Source organism: Endozoicomonas sp. ALE010, from assembly GCF_049310165.1.
In the GTDB taxonomy this organism is placed as follows: Bacteria; Pseudomonadota; Gammaproteobacteria; order Pseudomonadales; family Endozoicomonadaceae; genus Endozoicomonas.
The window spans coordinates 81,493-99,919 of sequence record NZ_JBLYNV010000006.1; the positions used below are offsets into that span (position 1 = coordinate 81,493).

Sequence of the window (18,427 nt, forward strand, 5' to 3'; positions counted from 1 at the left end):
TTGGATCAACCTGATCCAGGGGAGTAGCAATATGTAATCCAAAATGTATAGTTTTATACAGCTAGCTACTTACACTGACGTCTAAAATTACCTTTTATCACAGAGAAATGACATTAGAAACCTCTGTTTTCTATGGGTGCCCCGCAAATGTGTGCAACCTTCTCGCCCTTAAGGCATTTAATAAAAGGGTTCGCGGTGCTAAAGTACGCGCATTTCAAGCGTTAGCTCAGAGGCAGTATTAATGAAGGATCTGAAGCTCACAGAATACAGTCATGGTGCGGGATGTGGATGTAAAATTTCACCACAGATTCTTGACGGTATTTTGCAAACCAACCTTACTCTTCCAGAGTTTCCTAACCTGGTTGTAGGTAATGCCAGCAAAGATGATGCAGCCGTTGTTGACTTGGGCAATGGTGAAGGGATCATCAGCACGACTGATTTCTTTATGCCTATTGTTGATGATCCATTTGACTTTGGTCGCATCGCTGCGACAAATGCCATTAGCGATATTTACGCCATGGGTGGCACGCCCTTAATGGCCATAGCCATTCTTGGCTGGCCCGTTAACAAGCTACCGCCGGAAGTCGCAGCCCAGGTAGTAGACGGTGGTCGTCAGGCCTGTGCCGATGCAGGTATACCTCTGGCCGGAGGCCACAGTATCGACGCCCCTGAACCCATCTTCGGACTTGCCGTCACTGGTCGTGTATCCCTTGAGCATCTGAAAAGAAATGATCAGGCTCAGGCCGGTCACAAGCTTTATCTGACCAAGCCGCTTGGCGTTGGTATTCTCACAACAGCACAAAAGAAAAAGCTGTTGCAGGAGGAGCACCAGCATATTGCCCGTGACTCCATGTGCGTAATGAATACCATGGGGGCTGACCTGTCTCTGCTGAATGGCATCAGTGCCATCACCGATGTTACTGGCTTTGGTCTTCTTGGCCATCTTCTCGAGGTTTGTGAAGGCAGCAAGGTAAAAGCCAGGCTGTATAACGACAAGCTGCCACTTCTTCCTCATGTGGAAACCTATCGTCAACAGGGCTGCATTCCCGGCGGAACGGAAAGAAACTATGCCAGCTATGGCCACAAAGCCGCCAATATTACCGAGCAACAGAAACACATTCTCTGTGATCCCCAAACCAGTGGTGGACTGTTGGTCGCGGTAGATCCGGCGGCCGAAGAAGCTTTCCATAACGTCGCGGCAAGATTTGAATTGTCTCTGGAGCCAATTGGAAAACTATCGCCTTACGACGGTGGTAATTGGGTAGAAGTCGTTTGAATCTTCTGGAAGCGCTCACTGATCATTTTTCATGGGCAGTCTTGCATCCATGTTGTCGTGCACTTCTGGTATAAAATATATATGCAAAAAAAAACCCGGCGAATACCGGGCTTTAACGGTTAAACTATATTGGTCTGTTACCATATTCACCGGAGGGCTTTTTCGGTGGGTCTGCGGTAATGTTCGATGGAACCTCCTCAATCTGGCCTCCTTTCTTCAAAAACTCTTCTACCTGGGCATCCAGACTTGCCCTGAGTTTTTTACGAGACTCAACGGTCCTCTCTTCAGCAGGTTCGTCGCGGCTCCCCAGAAACCCTATATCAGCGCCATCAAAACCAGCAGCAGCTTTAGTCGGCTTTTTCCGTGCCATAGCTATGTCCTCTAGGTACTGGTTTTCGGAATATCCATTCCGAAATATTGAGATTGACTTCTTGTCCAATTTTTATAGTTATAGTCCAGCATTGTTAAAATGCCAGTTTGGTCTCACCCTCCTGTATAAAAAATACATTGTTGCTGCTTGTTTTTTATCATTACGTATAACTTTCACCGTGTAAAGTGATGATTAACTTACGACTTCCGCCACTGTCTCTGTGTTCCCCCAGCCATATCCCCTGCCAATTACCCAAAGCCAGCGAACCGTCCGTGATTGGAATGATTACATCGGCACCAAACAGGCTGGATTTAATGTGGGCCGGCATATCATCACTGCCTTCTATCACATGGAGAAAATACTCTTCATTTTCAGGGATATAATGATTGCTGAAGGCTTCCATATCATGACGGACATTGGGGTCGGCATTCTCATTGAGTGTCAGTGAAGCAGAAGTATGCTGTAAAAAGATATGACAAATCCCTGTCTTATAATTCTCCAGCTCCGGTAACTGACCAATAATTTCGGCCGTAACCACATGAAACCCCCTCCGGTAGGGACGCAGCTGAACCTGTTTCTGGAACCACATAATTTAACCCTCACTCAAAGGTGCCGATAACAATCCGTCAGTCATAAAAGGATCCGTATCCATGATGTCACTTTACAATAAAAATGTGACAGTTTTGAAATCTGTCGTGATGTTCATAATCCGGAAACCGGGCTATCTACCCATGACAGTTTATATAAGTCCAGATTAAGCTTTCAGAATTCAAAAAACACTATATGGAGAGGAGTTTTGAGGACGAGGCTTTTCGGCTGAGCTTTCTCCTTGCCATCAAGTTCTACACAAAGCATACCTGCCAAAAAACGACACCTGAAGAATAAACATAACAGTCATGACCTTTGAGAAACCGGTCAAAAATAAACCCCTAAATTCACTTTGAACCGATGACAAACACACGCGACATCTCTAAAATCTCGCCCCTTTCCCTTAAACAAAGCGGCTTAATCATCATGGACAAAGTGATCGAAACCCCTGACGCTCCTCCGGCTATCGGCCCATATTCTCAGGGTATGCGCTTTGATAACCTGGTTTTCACATCTGGCCAGCTGCCAATCGATCCGGAAACCGGAGAAGTATCTGAAGACACCAAACAGCAGGCTCATCAGTGCCTGAAAAACCTGAAAGCGGTATTGGAAGCGGCCGGCAGCGGCATGAACCGGGTGAAAAAAGTCACCGTATTCGTTCGCGATATGGATGAGTTCAGCAATATAAACGAAGTCTACAAGCAGTACTTCAAAGTACCTTTCCCTGCCCGCAGCCTGGTTGAAGTTGCCCGTCTGCCAAAAGATGTGAAGGTAGAAATTGAAGCCCTGGCAACGGTTGACTAACCCGTTGGCAGAGCAGCCAACAATGGTTCTCATTCATTAAGTAACATTTCGAGAACCCATTAATTGAACGGGGGGGTTAAGTAGTTAACCAAATGAAATCATATATTTCTGACTAAGTTGTCAGTCACTCTGCGGCGTTGCAACTCCGGTCACATAGCTACGGCTATGCTCCCTACGTTGCGCCTTGCATAGCAACTGCCCACTTAGCCAGAAATATACGATTCCATTTGGCCAACTACTTAAGCCCCCGTTACCACATCAGGTCATCCGGAATCTGATAATCCGCATACCAGTCTTCTTCTTCCTCGGTCAGATCGCCAGACTTATCATTCTGTATGACAATCGCTTCTGGCTTACGCTCGGCAATCTTACTGGCCACCGGCGCAGGGATGACCAGAAAATCGTCGCCCAGTATCGCCAAGGCCAGCAAGCCCCTTTCCAACTTGGTTAACTGTTCATCAGTCACATAAATTTTCTTGATTTTGTTTTCATAAACAAACTTATATTCTGCATCGCCCCCATTACGGGACAATGCATTAGTCTCAATCAGTTGACGAACCTGTGCGTCCAACGCCTTACGCTGACGTTCATCTTCAAGCTGTCGATTCAGCTCACGATCTTTCTCAGCCTGAGCCTGCCTCTCTTTCTCCAGCTCAATACGGCGTTTTTCCTGATCGGTCATATCACCAGAGCGGGCAGCCTGCTGTTTCTTTTTCTTATTACTGGTCTTGGCCTGTAATGCCTGTTGTTTTGTCGCAAGGCCAGCTTTCATCAGCTGGTCACGAAGTGATTTACTCATCGTCTTAAATACCAGAGGGGGATTCAAAAAACTGGAATCTTAGCAAGCCCTTCTACTGACAGCCAGAGATGAAATCCACCATTGTCTGCTTTTTGATAATCACAAAAAGCACAAAGCCCACAAAGAAGAGCCTTCCTTTGTGGGCTTGTTGGTTCAGAGAGCCGATAACGGCGACTAATGCCTAGTGGACATCCTTCCAGAATTCCCGTTTGAGCAGATAGGCAAACACGAAGAGCAGCGCCAGGAACAGGTATACATAAATACCCAGCTGCTTACGCTGTTCTTGCATTGGCTCCGCAGAGTAAGCCAGGAAGTTGGTCAAATCATAGGCCATTTGATCGTATTCGGTGGGCGTCATACTCCCCTTACGCTCCGGATCAACCGTCAGGCCACAGATCTTGTCTCCGGTCAGCGGGTCACGGGCCGTTGGGTCTGTATCACCGCAATTGTCGATCTGTACTCCCTGAAGCCCCAGAAGCACATGGGGCATACCAACATCCGGGAAGACCTTGTTATTTACCCCATAAGGACGGCTTGGGTCTTCGTAGAAGGTCCGAAGGTAGGTATATAGCCAGTCAGGCCCACCTTTAACGCGGGACACCAGTGTCAGGTCCGGAGGTGTAGCACCAAACCAGACCTTCGCTTCGTCCGGGTCCATGCTGTTATACATCAGATCACCGATCTTGGCAGACTTATCGAACACCAGGTGCTCCATCATCAGGTCATGGGGAATGCCAAGGTCATCCGCTACCCGCTCATAGCGCTGATACTGGGTCGCATGACAACCTGCACAGTAGTTCTGGTAATACTTCGCCCCCCGCTGCAGCGAAGCTTTGTCAGAAGGGTCCACATTGGCCTCATCAAGCGGGTATCCCCCACCGGCTGCTGCCGCCAACGATGAAAACAGCACCGAAACCAGAAACAACTTAATGGTCAGTATTATTCTTTTCATTAGCCGGTCACCCTCTCAGGTACAGGTTTGGTCTTCTCCCATCGTGTGTAGAAAGGCATCAACAGGAAGAACGCAAAGTAAATCAGCGTACAGATCTGGGCAATGAGTGTATAAGTCTCAGTAGCCGGTTGCGTTCCGAGCCAGGTCAGCAAAATAAAGACAAAGGCAAAAACCACAATGCTGGTTCTGCTGATCATGCCCTTGTAACGCCATGACCTGACCGGGCTGCGATCCAGCCAGGGCAGAACAAAGAGAATGGCAATGGCACCACCCATGGCGACAACCCCACCCAGCTTGGAGTCGATTGGCCCGATATCAAAGGTAATCGCCCTGAGAATGGAGTAGAACGCCCCAAAGTACCAGACTGGTGCAATATGCTCGGGCGTCTTCAGGCCGTTGGCCGGTTCAAAGTTGGCATGCTCAAGGAAGAACCCGCCCATCTCCGGGAAGAAGAAAATAATGCCACAGAACACGAACAGGAAGACCACAACACCGACAATATCCTTAACGGTGTAATAGGGGTGAAAAGCGATACCATCCAGAGGCACACCATCCGGCCCTTTGTTCTTCTTGATATCTATACCGTCCGGATTGTTTGAGCCCACTTCATGCAATGCCAGGATGTGCAAAACCACCAGACCAAGAATAACGATCGGCAGCGCAATGACATGCAGTGCAAAGAAGCGGTTCAGGGTAATACCGGAAATCAGGAAGTCACCACGAATCCACTGCTGAAGATCCGGACCAATTACCGGAATAGCGCCAAACAGGGAAATAATTACCTGCGCCCCCCAATAGGACATCTGCCCCCAGGGCAACAGGTACCCCATAAAGGCCTCACCCATCAGCGCCAGGTATATGGCCATACCAAAGATCCAGATCAACTCCCGTGGTGCCTTGTAGGACCCGTAGAGAAGACCACGAAACATGTGGCAGTAAATCACCACAAAGAACATGGATGCGCCGGTAGAGTGCATGTAGCGGATCAACCAGCCATATTCCACATCCCGCATAATGTACTCAACAGAAGCAAAAGCAGCTTCAGCGCTGGGAACATAGCTCATGGTCAGCCAGATGCCCGTCAGGAGCTGGTTAACCAGAACCAGCAGGGCCAGAGAACCAAAGAAATACCAGAAGTTGAAGTTTTTGGGCGCATAATATTTGCTGAGATGCTTCTCCCACGCCTGGGTGACGGGAAGTCGGGCATCAACCCAGGCCATTATTTTATTTCCCATCACGCATTCTCCTCATCTTTACCGATAATCAGAATATCATCGCCTTCAAAGGAGTAAGGTGGCACGACCAGATTCGTTGGGGCAGGAACTCCTTTATACACCCGACCGGCCAGATCGAACCGCGAACCATGACAGGGGCAGAAATACCCCCCCTTCCAGTTGGCATCAAACTCCATGGGTTTGACTTCCGGCAGATATTTTGGAGAACACCCGAGGTGGGTACACAAACCGACCAGAACAAGAACATCTTCCGTCCGTGAACGGTACGGATTGGTGGCATACTCAGGCTGCTCTGAGCTTTCTGATTTCGGGTCGCGCAAACGCCCATCCTGTGATGGCAGTTCATTAAGCATATCTTTGGTACGTCGCAGCACAAAGACTGGTTTACCCCGCCATTCATAGACAACCTGTTGCCCGGGTTCCAGTTTGCTTAAATTGACTTTTACCGGTGCACCGGCAGCCTTAGCTTTTGCACTCGGGTTCCACGACTTCAGAAAAGGCGTAGCAACCCCTACAGCACCGGCAGCCCCCACCACCGAAGTCGCTGCCACGAGAAAGCGGCGCCGGCCTTTGTTTATGCCGTTGTCACTCATTAACCTACTCTCCCCATCCGGGCTGAACGCCCAATGACTTCTTTTTGTTCATGGGTGTGATAACAGATTTACTTCTGAAACAGGGCTTTTGTTAACCCGGAAAGGACAAAGACTCAAAAGCTCTCTCGCAGAACCACCCGCACCTCAAATAACAACCTGACAGCTGCAATCAACTCCCAACAATAAAGCCGCCTCGCATTATACTTACCCACATAAGCGGCAGTGCGTAATGATACTGGTTTTAACGCATAAAAAAAATGCCCAAAACAAGGCACAGGTTTTTTAATAAAAGTTTCAGGCATAAAAAAACTTCCCGATACGCTCTCCCGAAAGAGGCACAAAGGGAAGCTTTCCAGTAATCCAGGCAACCAGCCGGAAAACCGGCCGGTGGTCTGAGCACAATATCAGCGCTTGGAGAACTGTGGACGCTTACGGGCTTTACGCAGACCCACTTTCTTACGCTCAACTTCACGAGCGTCACGGGTAACGTAGCCAGCTTTACGCAGAGGAGAGCGCAGAGTCTCATCGTACTGCATCAGCGCGCGGGTGATACCATGACGGATAGCACCAGCCTGACCAGAACCGCCGCCACCAGATACAGTGATCTTGATGTCGAACTTTTCAGTCAGCTCAGTCAGTTCCAGAGGCTGACGAACTACCATTCGAGCAGTTTCACGGCCGAAGTATTCGTCCAGGGAACGGCCATTGACAGTGATACTGCCAGAACCAGCTCTCAGGAAAACACGTGCGGTTGAGGACTTACGACGTCCAGTTCCGTAGTATTGAGTTACAGACATAACCACCCCTGATTAAATTTCCAGTTGCTGAGGCTGCTGAGCAGCATGTGGATGCTCGCTTCCGGCATAAACCTTCAGCTTGCTGTACATGGCACGACCCAGAGAATTCTTGGGCAGCATCCCCTTAACAGCCGTCTCGATTACCAGCTCAGGCTTGTGGTCGATCAGCTTGTCAAAGCTGATGGACTTAAGGCCGCCGATGTAACCGGTGTGGCGGTGGTACATCTTGTCAGTAGACTTACGTCCGGTAACACGTACTTTCTCAGCGTTTACTACAACGATGTAGTCGCCAGTGTCCACATGAGGAGTGTACTCTGGCTTATGCTTGCCGCGCAGACGCAGAGCGATTTCTGTTGCCAGACGACCCAGGGTTTTGCCTTCGGCATCAACTACGAACCAGTCACGTTTTACGGTTTCTGGCTTAGCACTAAAAGTTTTCATTAAATTCGCCTCTATGATACCGCTGACGCGATACCTGTTCCTACATGGCCGTTCCCTGCTGGGCAAGAGCCAGGCTAATAGCCCCAGATCAGCAATACCGGCCTGTTCAAAACATTGGGCGCTCAATCGGGAAACGGGAGCGGTATTATACCGTTTGGCAAGAGGAAATAAAGCCCCCTGCGAACCGGATCTCTGTTAAAAACCCGGAACCACACTTTGCATCATTAATTTACATAGCACGGCGACATGACTAACGAGCAACCCGCAAATCGCTGTCAGAAGCCCTGAGGACTTTTAAAATATGCCGCCCCTGAAAGTCCGGGTTAAACTGAAGACCTTCCGGAAGCACCCTTCTGCCAAACCTCTCAAGCTCTGAGGAAGCAGCACTGGTTCGGACTTCAACGGCCAGTAACAGGGAGTTCAGCAGGAAGCCAATAATGCTTCGACTCCATAAACTCACACCAAAACCACCGGCAAGGGCAGCGTAAGTGACGATAAAAGAGACCCTGTTAACAAAACCGTTTTTCTGATCCCCGTGATACCCGGTCACCATTCTCACAGGAGGCTGCGTTCTGTCATTATCGGCAAAACTGAACCCGACACCTTCTGAGAGGCCGTTAATACTTAAAGGCCCGCCAAGATCGAGAAAAAGCTCATTATCCCTGGGAAATTTGTAATATCGATAACCATAAATACCTCCCCGCCCCGCGCTACTAATGTACAGTGACTTAAGATCCATCCACTCAAGGCTCATAATGTAAAGCGTTCTTTCCGGGGACAGCATCAAATCAAGGGCTGACTGATGGGTTGCCAGAATTAAAAAAAGTAATAACGGGTTTTTCTGCAAAGGGGCAGGCATTGTCCTTGAATCAATTTTTTTTACCAACCGCCTGACCTTACTTTCCGTGGTAAATCGCACCTTGTAACCCGAAACCTCTGATGCGGATTCAGTCAATATTGCCTCATAGTCCACCAACAACAATTGCCCGGTTCGTTTAAGGTAAGAGAGGTAATTGACATAACCAAAAACTCCATCCTCCACTTCCTCCATTTGATCAATCTCTTCCGCCTCTGACGGGACTGAAATCATTATTCGACAGGACTCGGCAACCCCCTGCTGGCACCCCCCGGTATATTTCAAATCCCCCTTAACACCGAAGATATCCCTCAATTCCACGGAGCCCACATAGTCTGAAGCCACAACGTCGTCAGACTGGCCCTGATAATTCGCCATTGCCTGGCCGGTGATAATCAGTGCGATACAACAATATCGCCTCATTCCCCACACCAAAGCGCTTGAAAAAATCGTCTTAATTTTTACCACAAGCCTCACCAACAATGCTGCCAACCAAATGAACTTTACCCTTTTTTCGAGGCGGTCCCTCCTCCAGTCGATAGACCGTTGACCAGAAGATAACGAGATGCTCAGTCAGCACAGTGCGTGACGTAAAAGCATAGACGATGTCAACCATTGTGACTAATTGTGCTGGCATTACGCTGCGGTCTCAGCCTGAAATGGTGGCCGGTCTATCCCTGCGATGTGTCAGAGCCGGTTGTACCTGACAGGGCCCTGACAACCCGCTACAATCGCCGGAAATCATACACAGGCAGATCAGGAAAACCATGCGCGACTATATTATTGCCCCGAGTATTCTTTCCGCAGATTTTGCCCGCCTGGGCGAAGAGGTCGATCATGTTCTGGTCGCCGGAGCGGACTGGATTCACTTTGATGTTATGGACAACCACTACGTCCCGAACCTCACCCTGGGCCCGATGGTCTGCAAGGCACTGAGAAAGCATGGCGTCACTGCCCCCATCGATGTTCACCTGATGGTGAGCCCTGTCGATCGTATCATCGGTGATTTTATTGAAGCCGGTGCCAGTATGATCACTTTCCATCCGGAAGCATCTGAACATATTGATCGTAGCTTACAACTGATTCGCGAAGGTGGCTGCCAGGCTGGGCTGGTACTCAATCCGACAACATCCCCCGATGCGCTTGAGTATGTGATGGACAAGCTGGATATGGTCCTGTTGATGTCGGTCAATCCCGGCTTTGGCGGTCAGAAGTTTATCCCCTCAACCCTGAAAAAACTGTGCAGGGTGCGCAAGCTGATTGATAATAGCGGGCTGAATATCCGTCTTCAGGTAGATGGTGGTGTGTCGGCCAGTAATATCCGCCAGATTGCCGAGGCCGGTGCGGATACCTTTGTTGCCGGCTCCGCCATTTTTGGTGCTGACAACTATCAGGATGTCGTGACGCAAATGCGCTCCGAGCTGGCTGAAGTCGTGGCTTTATAAACCATGACAACATCCAGCGGCCATCCATTTCTGAACAACCTGACCCTGGTCATGTACGACCTGGATGGCACGCTGGTAGAAAGCGTGCCTGAGTGCGGGAATGGTGTCATGCAGTCACTGCTATTCCATTTCCCCAAACAGTGGCCTTTGAAGTTACCTTAACCTTACGCTGGTAAAGACGTGAACAAACCCGATTGCTGTGCCCCCATGCCTGCCGGGCAACCCTTGGCAGGCTGGGTACCGGATTCGACTTCTCAGCTCTGAAAAACAGATAGTTAAGCGCTGTATATAACGCGTATGCCCTTCGCGATATATAGGCCCTGGGCTTATCCTGATAACCACTCACCGCCGGTATCAACAACTTACTCAGCAGTTCGGGTCGCTCATTGCTGGTAGCGCAAAACTGCATATTCCAGGTTGTATAGAGATCACTCCAATGCTTCGGCAGCGGATAATTAAACAGAGGTTCCTGCCCCTGCTCATCCAACTCAGAAGCACATTGGGTGTATTTACCCGGATAATGCTGGGCCAGGGTCAAGCCTGCACAGGCATTTTCGTGACGGCCACTGACTGCCTCCACGGCGGTCGCTTCAATAATATTAAAGGGCAAAATACAACGCCCCTGCGAATGGGGATAATTTCGTTGCTTTCGACCTTTCAACATCTTCACAATAGGCTGCTCAACGGAGATGAGCTTAATCGCTTTTATGAAACCCAGCCCTCTGATAGCTCCCCCCATTTCATTTCGCTTTTTTTTCCACAAATGAACACACGCTTCCAGCACTTCGGCATTTTGAATCTGGGCTTTGGTCAGTAAATTGAGCGCCAGAGCAAATGGCAATACCGATTCCAGTTCATGAATAATTTCATTTTTACCCTTTTCGAGCATGCCTTCGTTCGTTTCACTGACATTAATAATGTTATGAATAGCACGCATCAAATAATCATTGTCCTTGATATTCCTGAAAACCTCACTGACTGCCTTTTCTATTGCTTCCTGCGAAGTATCATCGGATAAGTTACCACTGATTATTTCGAATATTTCCTGAGTCCACTCACCTCTGCAATCCATCAGCTCAAGATCTATGAAAGACTGCTTAACCTTTTCCCTCACTTCGTTAACATCAAGCTTCTGTATCAGCTTGCTGGCACGAGTATGCAAGTCACTCAGGAAACCATTGACCTTTTCTGTCTCTGCCGAACTCAGTGATGTTTCTGAGCGATCAACTGCTCCTTTCATACATAGTGCAATTTTCAAATAGATTGACAATGCTTTATTGCAGATATAAACCAAAGGCCTGCTAATAAGGTAATCGGTGATCTTTTTCCTGATCGTTGACGACCCGTAACCTTTATGTGAACGCTGGCCAGATGTCGCTTTTGGATTATTGAAATTGCTCGGCATCAAGCCTTGAGTCTGCACCAGTCCCTGAACTTCAGCCTGCAACAGACCCTGAGTATCCCTGGAATTTCCTATCATGTGAATCACCCTGCATAGTTTTAGCCATATCAAGAACCTACCCTATTGATTAACCGGATAAACTGACAAATTGATCAGAATGGCTAACAAACAATAGCAGCCCTGCATCAATAAGATTCAGGAACCTTTTCAGAAACGGGGAGTCGAACGGCATGCACATTATCAATATGACGGTCATACCATGAATGCAAATTCGACGACATATGACGGATCACTCAGCGCTAAAACTCTCTGGTATTTGAACAAGATAAGATCTTCGCAAGAATCTTTATCTTCTTCAGTATCCGCCTTAAAAAGGCATGCTGAGCAATTAACTGATGAACAACGCCTTAATCTTGTCAAAAAGATCAAGTCAGATAAGCGTCCCGGCTGGTCGGTTGACTTAAAACTCAGTGAAAGACAGTTACAATTTCAGTCAATACTTTTGAAACCATTCATATTGAGTCTTAGTAAAATAGGCAAAGTTACCATTGCAGATATTGGTCAATATTAATCAGTAAGTGTGTAGGCACAATCATTCCGTGAAGAACAATGTTGACTGGCAAAAGGTTGCCGATATGTTTGAAAAAGCCTGTAAGGTAAAAGGGGCCATTATTATGATTGATGAAATTGACAGTATGCTTCCGAAACGAAACGATGCTTCGCAGTTCAATGTTAAACGGACTAACGAATTGTTAAGACATATAGAAGCAGCGAATGAGAATCGCATCATCGTGGCGGGAACCACTAAAACAGTTTATCAGTGAAAAAACGGATAAAATCATGTGTAGTACTCAAGAAAATCCTGACACCTCCCCACTCCCATCGAAGCCGGGAAAATATAATCTGAGGTCAAAAAAGAGTTTTCTTTCTATCTTAAGCACTGAAGGAGCGGCCTTTGGATAGATATCAAGCCTGGGGAAAACATCATCGGCTGTAGATTCATATCAAGCAGCCCTTTGACCACTGATTTCAGGAAAAGATCAATATCAAAGCCATACGCAACCCATGCTCAAATCCAGATACACTGATTGCCCCGCCCGATGCACTTTCATCTTCGGGCCCCCAACCGGGGCAGCATACTCGCTGATTTGCAATAGCCCCTGTAGTCATATACCCTTAGCGCAGATCATAATGACATAAAGCAGTACTAAAGAGTCTGGATAAATCCTGCCCTGGTACGGAGTTTGCTGTGAAGCCCTGTCAAAGCCAAGACCATTTTCACCAACATCGCTTTCGACTCAGATACAACGACCATAACGGCTGTTCCGATACTTCCTTGTCTTCAACTTCCCTCCACACTGCCTCCTGGCGCTGGCCATAGGCCTGCCAATTTCACTTAGCCCAACGGCAACATGGTTGTTGCCAAACATAGATAATTTCAATCAATAATCCTGTTAGCTTATTCGAGAGAGCTGCTATGACGCCTGAAGCGTTTACGCGTCTGACCAGAGAAGGATACAACCGCATCCCCGTTGTACGTGAGATTCTGGCAGACCTGGACACACCATTAACCACCTATCTCAAGCTCGCCAATGGCCGCTACTCCTACCTGCTGGAGTCCGTGGAGGGCGGTGAAAAGTGGGGCCGCTACTCGATGATTGGCCTGCCCTGTCGCACCTTGCTCCGGGTCAATGGCGATCGTATTCAGATCGAAACCGATGGCCAGATTGTCGAAGAACACACCACCAGCGACCCACTGGCGTTTATCAAGGCATTCCAGCAACGTTATCAAGTGCCGGAGTTGCCGGAACTGCCCAGATTCACCGGCGGCCTGGTGGGTTATTTTGGTTACGATACGATTCGCTACATTGAGCCCAAACTGGCACAAAGCGCCCCGAAGGACGAACTGCATACACCGGACATCCTGTTAATGGTGTCTGACGAACTGGTGGTATTCGACAACCTCAGTGGCAAACTGATCCTGATTACCCATGCGGACCCTGACCAGCCAGCCGCGCTGGAAAAAGCACAATCCCGCCTGGACAACCTTGTACGCCAGCTGCAAACCAGCCACATTCAACCTCCGGTCCAGGCCTCTCTGAACCCCGCCTGTGAAGGTGATTTTCAATCAGGCTTTGGCGAAGAAGCCTTCAAAGATTCCGTTGGCGCTATTCGGGATTACATTCTGGCAGGCGACGCAATGCAGGTGGTTCTCTCCCAGAGAATGTCGATCCCCTATGACAGTTCACCGCTGAATCTTTACCGGGCTCTGCGAAGCACCAACCCTTCCCCCTACATGTACTACATGGATCTGGGGGATTTTCATGTGGTGGGCTCTTCTCCTGAAATTCTGGCCCGGCTGGAAGATGGTGAGGTGACCGTAAGGCCCATTGCCGGCACCCGAAAACGCGGTGATACCGAAGAGAAAGATAAAGCGCTCGAACAGGAGCTGCTCAATGACCCCAAAGAGCTGGCAGAACACCTGATGCTGATCGACCTGGGAAGAAACGACGTTGGACGTGTAGCAACCACAGGCTCAGTAAAACTGACGGACAAGATGGTCATCGAGCGCTACTCCCACGTTATGCACATTGTCTCCCATGTGACGGGCGAACTGAAAAGTGGACTGGATGCCCTGGATGTACTAAAAGCTACGCTACCCGCAGGGACGTTAAGCGGGGCACCCAAAGTACGGGCCATGGAAATCATCGATGAAATGGAGCCGGTAAAACGGGGGGTCTATGGCGGCGCAGTGGGCTACCTGGCCTGGAACGGCAATATGGACACCGCTATTGCCATCAGAACAGCGGTTATCAAAGACCGGCAGCTCCATATTCAGGCCGGTGCCGGTATTGTTGCTGACTCCAGCCCTGACCTGGAATGGCAAGAAACCATGAATAAAGGGCGTGCAATGTTTCGTGCGGTAGCCATGGCCCAAACCGGATTCATTAAAGGGATGAAACACTGATGCTGTTAATGATCGACAACTACGACTCATTCACCTTTAACCTGGTTCAATACTTCTCGGAACTGGGGGCTACTGTCGATGTCCACAGGAACGATCACATCACCATTGATGACATCGAAACGCTAAAGCCAGACCATATCGTTATTTCTCCGGGCCCGTGCACGCCAAACGAAGCTGGCATATCCATGGATGTTATACGACATTTTCAGGGTAAGGTTCCGATCCTGGGAGTCTGTCTTGGCCATCAGAGCATTGGCCAGGTGTATGGCGGCAGGATTGTTCGTGCCCGACAGGTGATGCACGGGAAAGTTTCCCCGGTCTTCCATCAGGATTTCGGGGTGTTTCAGGGACTGGCCAACCCGGTCACCACAACCCGTTACCACTCACTGGTGATTGATAAAGAGAGTCTTCCTGATTGTCTTGAGGTCACCGCATGGACGCAATTTGCCGACGGCAGCAATGACGAGATCATGGGCGTTCGCCACAAAGAACTGCCCGTTGAGGGCGTGCAGTTTCATCCGGAGTCCATTATGACCGAACAGGGACATGACCTTCTGGCCAATTTTCTCAAACAGTCCATATAACCATTGAGCTAAGGGAATGAAGACATGCAGATAAAAGAAGCCATCAACCGGGTCGTACAACATCTTGACCTGAGCCGGGATGAAATGGTCGAGGTCATGCAACAGATCATGACAGGCCAGTGCAGTGACAGCCAGATTGCGGCTTTTCTGACGGGCATGCGGATGAAAAGTGAGAGCATTGAAGAGATCACCGGGGCGGCCATGGTTATGCGACAGCTGGCTACCCGGGTTGAGGTTAACACTGGGCACCTGGTGGATATTGTCGGTACCGGCGGGGATGGAGCCCACCTGTTCAACGTCTCGACAGCGTCGGCATTTGTCTGTGCGGCTGCCGGTGCCAAAGTGGCAAAACACGGCAACCGTGGGGTTTCCAGCTCAAGCGGTAGTGCCGATCTTCTGGAGCAGGCTGGTGTCAACTTGGATATCAGCCCTGATCAGGTGGCCCGCTGCATTACTGAGGTGGGGGTCGGCTTTATGTTTGCACCAGCCCACCACTCAGCCATGAAAAATGTGGTCGGTGTGCGCCGGGCGCTGGGTATTCGTACTCTGTTTAATATTCTTGGGCCGATGTCCAACCCGGCTAACGTAAAAAATCTGCTGATTGGTGTCTTTAACCGGGAGCTATGCCGCCCTATGGCTGAAGTACTGCGTGAACTGGGCAATGGGCATGTTATGGTGGTGCACTCCGTCGATGGACTGGATGAAATCAGTATTGCCAGTGCCACTCACGTTGCTGAGCTGAAGGATGGCAACATCCGCGAATACACCCTGACACCGGAAGATTTCAATATCAACTCCCAAAGCCTGATCGGGCTGGATGTAAAAGACAGTGATGAATCACTGGCGCTGATCAAAGACGCCCTCGGTAAACAGGAGGGAAAACACGCTGAAAAAGCTGCCAGCATGATCGCCCTGAATGCCGGTACCGCTATCTATCTTTCGGGGGTTGCCGGTGGCCTTGAGGAAGGTATTCTGATGGCCCGGGACGCTATCGATAGCGGCCTGGCGCTGGAGAAAATGAAAGAGCTGGCCAGCTTCACCCGCGTTTTTTCTGCAGAAGCAGCCACCTGGTCAGTGTGAGGATCCAATTCATGTCGCTACCGACGATTCTGAATAAAATCATTGCACGGAAGCATGAAGAAGTTTCTGAGCGCCGCGATATCAGGCCGCTTGATGAAGTGAAAACGCTGGCCGAACAAAACACCCCAACACGGGGCTTCGCCCGCAACCTGCTGTTACGGGTGGAAAAGCAGCAGGCCGCCATCATTGCGGAAATCAAAAAAGCCTCTCCCAGTAAAGGTGTTATTCGGGAACACTTTGAGCCTGCTGACATCGCCAGAAGCTACGAACGCTCCGGAGCCTGCTGCCTGTCCGTGTTGACGGACCAGGATTTTTTTCAGGGGAGTGATCGCTTTTTACAGGCTGCTCGAGATGCCTGCTCTCTGCCTGTACTACGTAAAGACTTTATGGTCGACCCGTATCAGATATATGAAGCCCGGATGATTGGTGCTGACTGTATCCTGTTGATTGTCTCCGCACTGTCTGACCAACAGCTCAGTGAATTTAATGAGCTGGGACAATACCTTGGAATGGACGTTCTGGTTGAGGTGCACGGGGCCGATGAGCTGGAAAGGGCACTGCCATTACCGGGCGCTATTCTCGGTATCAACAATCGCAATCTGCATACGTTTGAAGTGAGTCTGGATAATACCTTTGAGTTGCTAAACCGGATTCCCGATGGTCGGCTGGTGGTTACGGAAAGTGGTATACACACAAAGCAGGATGTGGAATCCATGGTCTCGCACAATGTGAACAGCTTTCTGGTGGGTGAGGCTTTTATGCGTCAGGAAGATCCGGGAGAAGCGCTCAGCGGATTGTTTGGCAGTTACTTATGATTAAAGGCCGCCCTGAGAGGGGTGGCCAATCTTTATCACGTCAACTATTGAATAATCCCACAGGCTATTCTGGCACCACCGCCACCCAGGGGAGGGTTGTCAGAATAGTTATCGGAACCAGCATGAATCACCAGTGAACGCCCCTTCAGTTCAGAGAGTGAAAGTCGAGGTGCTACAACAGGGCTGACCGCGTTTCCATATTCATCAACCATTAATACCGGCAAATCCCCTGAATGCCCGTGACCTTCGGGCCCCTCGTGATGACCGGTGCTGTTTGGGTCATAGTGATCACCTGCGGCCAGGGCAGCAACGCTCTGGCCACCTTTTTCTCCTGGCTCACAGGAGGGGTTTTCATGAACATGAAAGCCATGCTTCCCGGGTGGCAGATCATGCAGTGCCGGCTGCAGTCTAATCCCTTTGGTGACATCATCATCGTCAGCATGATGTATAAATATGTTGCCTATTGTTGGCCCATTACCTGCCGGAGTCACCTGAAACATCGCAACTTCCAGCTTTTCCTCTACCTTGCCTTCACCCTGACCCGTATTATTTGAACACCCGGACAGCAAAGCAGATAGTGCGATCGGCAGAGCCAGGAACCTGATACCTTTATTAACCATGTTATGAAACCCCTGAGAAAACATATAAGCCTCAGTATAGGTTTCAATGACACTCAACAAGGGCTGATTGCTTCGGCTATTCTATCGGGTGCCAAACACAACCATGGTTTTTCCTTTTACCGAAACAAGCCCCTGGGCTTCAAGGCTTTTCAGAACCCGTCCAACCATTTCACGGGAGCAACCGACAATACGACCAATTTCCTGACGGGTTATTTTGATCTGCATCCCATCAGGGTGCGTCATGGCATCGGGTTGACGGCATAAATCCAGCAAGGTTCTGGCCACCCGGCCGGTAACATCGAGAAATGCCAGATCCCCCATCTTCCGGGTGGTATCCTTCAAACGGGCAGCCATCTGGCCAGACAGCATCATCAGAATCTCGGGTTCTTTCTGCACCAGATCCCTGAACTGCCGGTAACTGATTTCCGCTACCTCACAGGCGGTCTTGGCCTTAACCCAGGCGCTGCGTTCCTGCTGATCCTCGTCGAAAAGACCCATTTCTCCAAAAAAGTCCCCCTGATTCAGATAGACGACGATCATCTCACGACCATCATCGTCTTCGATAACCACGGATACAGCACCCTTGACGATGTAATAAAGGGTCTCTGAAGTGTCACCGGCACAGAGTATGGTACTTCTGGCCGGATAGTTTTTCCGGGAGCACATGTCCAAAAAAACAGACAAAAAGTGTTTTACTCCGGAGGCTGGTCTGACAGGTAAATTCTTTGCCAACATCTTTTCACCACAACTGCCTTGTTTTGGTCACATCATACCGCAAACTTTTCTTGACTGTCTTGGCACT

At 49.4% G+C, this 18,427-nt stretch carries 22 protein-coding genes; 9 read left to right on the plus strand and 13 right to left on the minus strand.

Features of this window, described 5'->3' with window-relative positions:
- Positions 1-241 precede the first annotated feature (241 nt).
- Positions 242-1,276, plus strand: coding sequence for a selenide, water dikinase SelD (selD, locus tag ACO6UY_RS04685; protein ID WP_422462113.1), 1,035 nt, complete (start codon positions 242-244; stop codon positions 1,274-1,276).
- Between the two features lie 124 nt (positions 1,277-1,400).
- On the opposite strand, the gene ACO6UY_RS04690 is transcribed toward selD, so the two are convergent.
- Positions 1,401-1,646 carry a hypothetical protein gene (locus ACO6UY_RS04690; RefSeq protein ID WP_209203471.1) on the minus strand — a complete coding sequence of 82 codons (246 nt, stop codon included), beginning with the start codon at positions 1,644-1,646 and terminating at the stop codon, positions 1,401-1,403.
- 160 nt (positions 1,647-1,806) lie between these two features.
- A complete protein-coding gene (locus ACO6UY_RS04695; RefSeq protein WP_422446720.1) occupies positions 1,807-2,235 on the minus strand; it encodes a secondary thiamine-phosphate synthase enzyme YjbQ in 429 nt (142 codons plus the stop codon).
- Between the two features lie 425 nt (positions 2,236-2,660).
- On the opposite strand from ACO6UY_RS04695, the gene ACO6UY_RS04700 reads away from it, so the two are divergent.
- Complete coding sequence (locus tag ACO6UY_RS04700; protein ID WP_422462116.1) at positions 2,661-3,038, plus strand: RidA family protein; 378 nt, start codon at positions 2,661-2,663, stop codon at positions 3,036-3,038.
- A gap of 250 nt (positions 3,039-3,288) precedes the next feature.
- On the opposite strand, the gene ACO6UY_RS04705 is transcribed toward ACO6UY_RS04700, so the two are convergent.
- The 8 genes from ACO6UY_RS04705 to ACO6UY_RS04740 form a co-directional block, all read right to left on the minus strand.
- Entirely contained in the window at positions 3,289-3,837 is a 549-nt protein-coding gene (locus ACO6UY_RS04705; protein WP_422446724.1) for a DUF2058 domain-containing protein, read from the minus strand.
- Positions 3,838-4,018: 181 nt separating this feature from the next.
- On the minus strand, positions 4,019-4,789 hold the full coding sequence (locus ACO6UY_RS04710; protein WP_422489225.1) for a cytochrome c1: 771 nt from the start codon (positions 4,787-4,789) through the stop codon (positions 4,019-4,021).
- On the minus strand, positions 4,789-6,024 hold the full coding sequence (locus ACO6UY_RS04715) for a cytochrome b (protein WP_422446728.1): 1,236 nt from the start codon (positions 6,022-6,024) through the stop codon (positions 4,789-4,791). The genes ACO6UY_RS04710 and ACO6UY_RS04715 overlap by 1 nt, the downstream gene beginning before the upstream one ends.
- A complete protein-coding gene (petA, locus tag ACO6UY_RS04720; RefSeq protein ID WP_101745149.1) occupies positions 6,024-6,617 on the minus strand; it encodes a ubiquinol-cytochrome c reductase iron-sulfur subunit in 594 nt (197 codons plus the stop codon). Before petA ends, ACO6UY_RS04715 begins: the two co-directional genes overlap by 1 nt.
- A gap of 113 nt (positions 6,618-6,730) precedes the next feature.
- On the minus strand, positions 6,731-6,919 hold the full coding sequence (locus tag ACO6UY_RS04725) for a hypothetical protein (protein ID WP_422489227.1): 189 nt from the start codon (positions 6,917-6,919) through the stop codon (positions 6,731-6,733).
- A gap of 102 nt (positions 6,920-7,021) precedes the next feature.
- On the minus strand, positions 7,022-7,414 hold the full coding sequence (gene rpsI, locus ACO6UY_RS04730) for a 30S ribosomal protein S9 (RefSeq protein WP_101745147.1): 393 nt from the start codon (positions 7,412-7,414) through the stop codon (positions 7,022-7,024).
- 12 nt (positions 7,415-7,426) lie between these two features.
- A complete protein-coding gene (gene rplM / locus ACO6UY_RS04735) occupies positions 7,427-7,855 on the minus strand; it encodes a 50S ribosomal protein L13 (protein ID WP_101745146.1) in 429 nt (142 codons plus the stop codon).
- A 250-nt stretch (positions 7,856-8,105) separates the two neighbouring features.
- Positions 8,106-9,089: a hypothetical protein gene (locus tag ACO6UY_RS04740; RefSeq protein WP_422446731.1), complete on the minus strand. Its 984-nt coding sequence runs from the start codon at positions 9,087-9,089 to the stop codon at positions 8,106-8,108.
- A gap of 389 nt (positions 9,090-9,478) precedes the next feature.
- Here ACO6UY_RS04740 and rpe point away from each other — a divergent pair, with 389 nt between their 5' ends.
- Entirely contained in the window at positions 9,479-10,156 is a 678-nt protein-coding gene (gene rpe / locus ACO6UY_RS04745; RefSeq protein WP_422446733.1) for a ribulose-phosphate 3-epimerase, read from the plus strand.
- 106 nt (positions 10,157-10,262) lie between these two features.
- Here rpe and ACO6UY_RS04750 read toward each other — a convergent pair whose 3' ends face one another.
- Entirely contained in the window at positions 10,263-11,636 is a 1,374-nt protein-coding gene (locus ACO6UY_RS04750) for a hypothetical protein (protein ID WP_422446735.1), read from the minus strand.
- Positions 11,637-11,817: 181 nt separating this feature from the next.
- Between ACO6UY_RS04750 and ACO6UY_RS04755 the strand changes: the two genes are divergently transcribed.
- The 6 genes from ACO6UY_RS04755 (at position 11,818) to trpC (ending at position 17,005) form a co-directional block, all read left to right on the plus strand.
- Positions 11,818-12,129: a hypothetical protein gene (locus ACO6UY_RS04755; protein WP_422446737.1), complete on the plus strand. Its 312-nt coding sequence runs from the start codon at positions 11,818-11,820 to the stop codon at positions 12,127-12,129.
- A gap of 28 nt (positions 12,130-12,157) precedes the next feature.
- A complete protein-coding gene (locus ACO6UY_RS04760) occupies positions 12,158-12,382 on the plus strand; it encodes an AAA family ATPase (protein WP_422446739.1) in 225 nt (74 codons plus the stop codon).
- 653 nt (positions 12,383-13,035) lie between these two features.
- The gene (trpE, locus tag ACO6UY_RS04765; protein WP_422446741.1) at positions 13,036-14,526 is read left to right on the plus strand and encodes an anthranilate synthase component I; all 1,491 of its coding nucleotides are present in this window, start codon (positions 13,036-13,038) and stop codon (positions 14,524-14,526) included.
- Complete coding sequence (locus ACO6UY_RS04770; RefSeq protein WP_422446743.1) at positions 14,526-15,110, plus strand: anthranilate synthase component II; 585 nt, start codon at positions 14,526-14,528, stop codon at positions 15,108-15,110. Before trpE ends, ACO6UY_RS04770 begins: the two co-directional genes overlap by 1 nt.
- 24 nt (positions 15,111-15,134) lie before the next feature.
- A complete protein-coding gene (gene trpD, locus ACO6UY_RS04775; protein ID WP_422446745.1) occupies positions 15,135-16,190 on the plus strand; it encodes an anthranilate phosphoribosyltransferase in 1,056 nt (351 codons plus the stop codon).
- Positions 16,191-16,201: 11 nt separating this feature from the next.
- Complete coding sequence (trpC, locus tag ACO6UY_RS04780) at positions 16,202-17,005, plus strand: indole-3-glycerol phosphate synthase TrpC (protein ID WP_422446747.1); 804 nt, start codon at positions 16,202-16,204, stop codon at positions 17,003-17,005.
- A 44-nt stretch (positions 17,006-17,049) separates the two neighbouring features.
- Here the strand turns inward: trpC and sodC are convergent, their stop codons facing one another.
- Together sodC and crp are read right to left on the minus strand one after the other, a co-directional pair.
- On the minus strand, positions 17,050-17,625 hold the full coding sequence (gene sodC / locus ACO6UY_RS04785; protein ID WP_422446749.1) for a superoxide dismutase [Cu-Zn] SodC: 576 nt from the start codon (positions 17,623-17,625) through the stop codon (positions 17,050-17,052).
- A gap of 81 nt (positions 17,626-17,706) precedes the next feature.
- A complete protein-coding gene (gene crp, locus ACO6UY_RS04790; protein WP_422489229.1) occupies positions 17,707-18,360 on the minus strand; it encodes a cAMP-activated global transcriptional regulator CRP in 654 nt (217 codons plus the stop codon).
- Between the last annotated feature and the right edge of the window lie 67 nt (positions 18,361-18,427).

Bases quoted from the DNA above. Each gene is read 5' to 3' on its own strand.
- selD (WP_422462113.1), top strand. From the start codon at position 242: ATGAAGGATCTGAAGCTCACAGAATACAGTCATGGTGCGGGATGTGGA.
- ACO6UY_RS04690 (WP_209203471.1), bottom strand. From the start codon at position 1,646: ATGGCACGGAAAAAGCCGACTAAAGCTGCTGCTGGTTTTGATGGCGCT.
- ACO6UY_RS04695 (WP_422446720.1), bottom strand. From the start codon at position 2,235: ATGTGGTTCCAGAAACAGGTTCAGCTGCGTCCCTACCGGAGGGGGTTT.
- ACO6UY_RS04700 (WP_422462116.1), top strand. From the start codon at position 2,661: ATGGACAAAGTGATCGAAACCCCTGACGCTCCTCCGGCTATCGGCCCA.
- ACO6UY_RS04705 (WP_422446724.1), bottom strand. From the start codon at position 3,837: ATGAGTAAATCACTTCGTGACCAGCTGATGAAAGCTGGCCTTGCGACA.
- ACO6UY_RS04710 (WP_422489225.1), bottom strand. From the start codon at position 4,789: ATGAAAAGAATAATACTGACCATTAAGTTGTTTCTGGTTTCGGTGCTG.
- ACO6UY_RS04715 (WP_422446728.1), bottom strand. From the start codon at position 6,024: ATGGGAAATAAAATAATGGCCTGGGTTGATGCCCGACTTCCCGTCACC.
- petA (WP_101745149.1), bottom strand. From the start codon at position 6,617: ATGAGTGACAACGGCATAAACAAAGGCCGGCGCCGCTTTCTCGTGGCA.
- ACO6UY_RS04725 (WP_422489227.1), bottom strand. From the start codon at position 6,919: ATGCCTGAAACTTTTATTAAAAAACCTGTGCCTTGTTTTGGGCATTTT.
- rpsI (WP_101745147.1), bottom strand. From the start codon at position 7,414: ATGTCTGTAACTCAATACTACGGAACTGGACGTCGTAAGTCCTCAACC.
- rplM (WP_101745146.1), bottom strand. From the start codon at position 7,855: ATGAAAACTTTTAGTGCTAAGCCAGAAACCGTAAAACGTGACTGGTTC.
- ACO6UY_RS04740 (WP_422446731.1), bottom strand. From the start codon at position 9,089: ATGGCGAATTATCAGGGCCAGTCTGACGACGTTGTGGCTTCAGACTAT.
- rpe (WP_422446733.1), top strand. From the start codon at position 9,479: ATGCGCGACTATATTATTGCCCCGAGTATTCTTTCCGCAGATTTTGCC.
- ACO6UY_RS04750 (WP_422446735.1), bottom strand. From the start codon at position 11,636: ATGATAGGAAATTCCAGGGATACTCAGGGTCTGTTGCAGGCTGAAGTT.
- ACO6UY_RS04755 (WP_422446737.1), top strand. From the start codon at position 11,818: ATGAATGCAAATTCGACGACATATGACGGATCACTCAGCGCTAAAACT.
- trpE (WP_422446741.1), top strand. From the start codon at position 13,036: ATGACGCCTGAAGCGTTTACGCGTCTGACCAGAGAAGGATACAACCGC.
- ACO6UY_RS04770 (WP_422446743.1), top strand. From the start codon at position 14,526: ATGCTGTTAATGATCGACAACTACGACTCATTCACCTTTAACCTGGTT.
- trpD (WP_422446745.1), top strand. From the start codon at position 15,135: ATGCAGATAAAAGAAGCCATCAACCGGGTCGTACAACATCTTGACCTG.
- trpC (WP_422446747.1), top strand. From the start codon at position 16,202: ATGTCGCTACCGACGATTCTGAATAAAATCATTGCACGGAAGCATGAA.
- sodC (WP_422446749.1), bottom strand. From the start codon at position 17,625: ATGGTTAATAAAGGTATCAGGTTCCTGGCTCTGCCGATCGCACTATCT.
- crp (WP_422489229.1), bottom strand. From the start codon at position 18,360: ATGTTGGCAAAGAATTTACCTGTCAGACCAGCCTCCGGAGTAAAACAC.